The sequence below is a fragment of the Gammaproteobacteria bacterium genome (genome assembly GCA_003696665.1).
Taxonomy (GTDB): Bacteria; Pseudomonadota; Gammaproteobacteria; order Enterobacterales.
Map to the genome: position 1 here is coordinate 1 of RFGJ01000224.1, position 1,592 is coordinate 1,592.

Genomic DNA, 1,592 nt, shown 5'->3' on the forward strand with positions numbered 1-1,592 from the left:
AAATCGAAGAATGCTTTGGTTGGTGACGACATAAAGCGAAGTGCCGCACACAGCAATGCCATTGGGCATATCCAGATTTTCAGCGACCAACTGCTTGCGCTCTGCGTAGCCATCCTTGTCGTCATCATGGAGCGCCCAGACTTTTCCTGCACGGCGAGTCGAAACGAAAATTTGTCCATTCGGGCCAATGGCAAGCGAACGAGCGTCGTCAATGCGGGCAAACAGTTGTACCGAGTAATGCTTGGGTGCCGTCGGCAGCCATTGGGCGTAAACAACAAAGGGCACTAAAGCAATCACGGAAAGCAATTTGCACGCAAGCGACATTTTGTTAGGCTCCCTGTTAGGCACCTCATGACAATATAACAAGGCAAATGGCAAATATCGAATCGTTGCTGATTCAGCTCGGCGACTGGGCTTGGGGGCCCTGGCTCGTGGCATTGCTTTTAGGCGGTGGTGGTTATTTTTTGTGGATCAGTCGGGGGCGATGTTATCACTTCTTGCCCCTTGCGCTGAAACTACTCAAACGCAGTGAAAGGAATGCAGAAGGTGACTGGAGTCATGCGCAAGCATTGGCGGCGGCACTTTCTGGAACGGTGGGTATGGGCAACATTACAGGGGTGGCCGTTGCCATCAGTGTGGGTGGTCCGGGAGCAATTTTCTGGATGTGGATCAGTGCCTTTATCGGGATGACGACGAAATTTTTCACAGCAACGTTGGCGGTTGCTTTTCGTGGTCGAGATGACCGCGGTCATATACAAGGCGGGCCGATGTATGTCATCACAACGGCCTTACCCCCAAGATGGCACTTTCTCGCCTATTTCTTTGCGTGGGCGGGGATGCTTGGTTGCATCCCTATGCTTCAGGCCAATCAGCTTGTGCAGATTGTTCGTGAACAAATTTTGCTGCCCAATCAACTGATATCGGGCGAAACTGGCACTTTGGTTGCCGACGCAGTGATGGCCTTGGCCATTGTCATGCTGGTTGGCGCTGTGATTCTCGGTGGTGTCAAACGCATTGGTCGTGTCACCCTGCGTCTTGTGCCTTTCATGGCGCTTTTGTATATCGCCTGCGGATTTTGGGTGGTGATGGTTAACATTGAAGCTGTTCCCGATGCCATTCGCTTAATTTTTTACGATGCCTTCACTGGCCAGGCCGTTGCGGGTGGTGCATTGGGATCGTTAATTTTGACGGGCATTCGCCGAGGCACGTTTTCCAACGAAGCCGGCATCGGTACTGAAGTGTTGGCACACGGCGCCGCACGTAGTCGACACCCGGTCGACGAGGGGGCGGTGGCAATGTTGGGCCCCGTCATTGATACACTCATTTTGTGTACGACAACTGCAGTCATTATTTTGGTCACTGGCGTATGGCGCGATACGGAACTGGATGGCATCAGTATGACGACCGCCGCTTTCGAGTCCGCCATGCCAGGGGTGGGCCGTTACATGATGGTGACATGCGTGATATTTTTTGCCGTCAGCACATTGATCACTTACGCGTATTATGGACAGAAATGTTTTGCTTTTCTGTTCGGCACGGCAAGGCAAAAATGGTATGTATTTGCTTATTTGATGATTGTTTTTCTGACCGCC

At 51.9% G+C, this 1,592-nt stretch carries 2 protein-coding genes; one reads left to right on the plus strand and one right to left on the minus strand.

Annotated elements, in window-relative coordinates; all coding sequences use genetic code 11:
• Nucleotides 1-324 (minus strand): hypothetical protein (locus D6694_06295; GenBank protein RMH43993.1); only part of this gene is annotated, 324 nt, incomplete at its 3' end.
• 47 nt (nucleotides 325-371) lie between these two features.
• Between D6694_06295 and D6694_06300 the strand changes: the two genes are divergently transcribed.
• Nucleotides 372-1,592, plus strand: a 1,221-nt coding sequence (locus D6694_06300) for an alanine:cation symporter family protein (GenBank protein RMH43994.1), incomplete at its 3' end; no start/stop codon positions are given.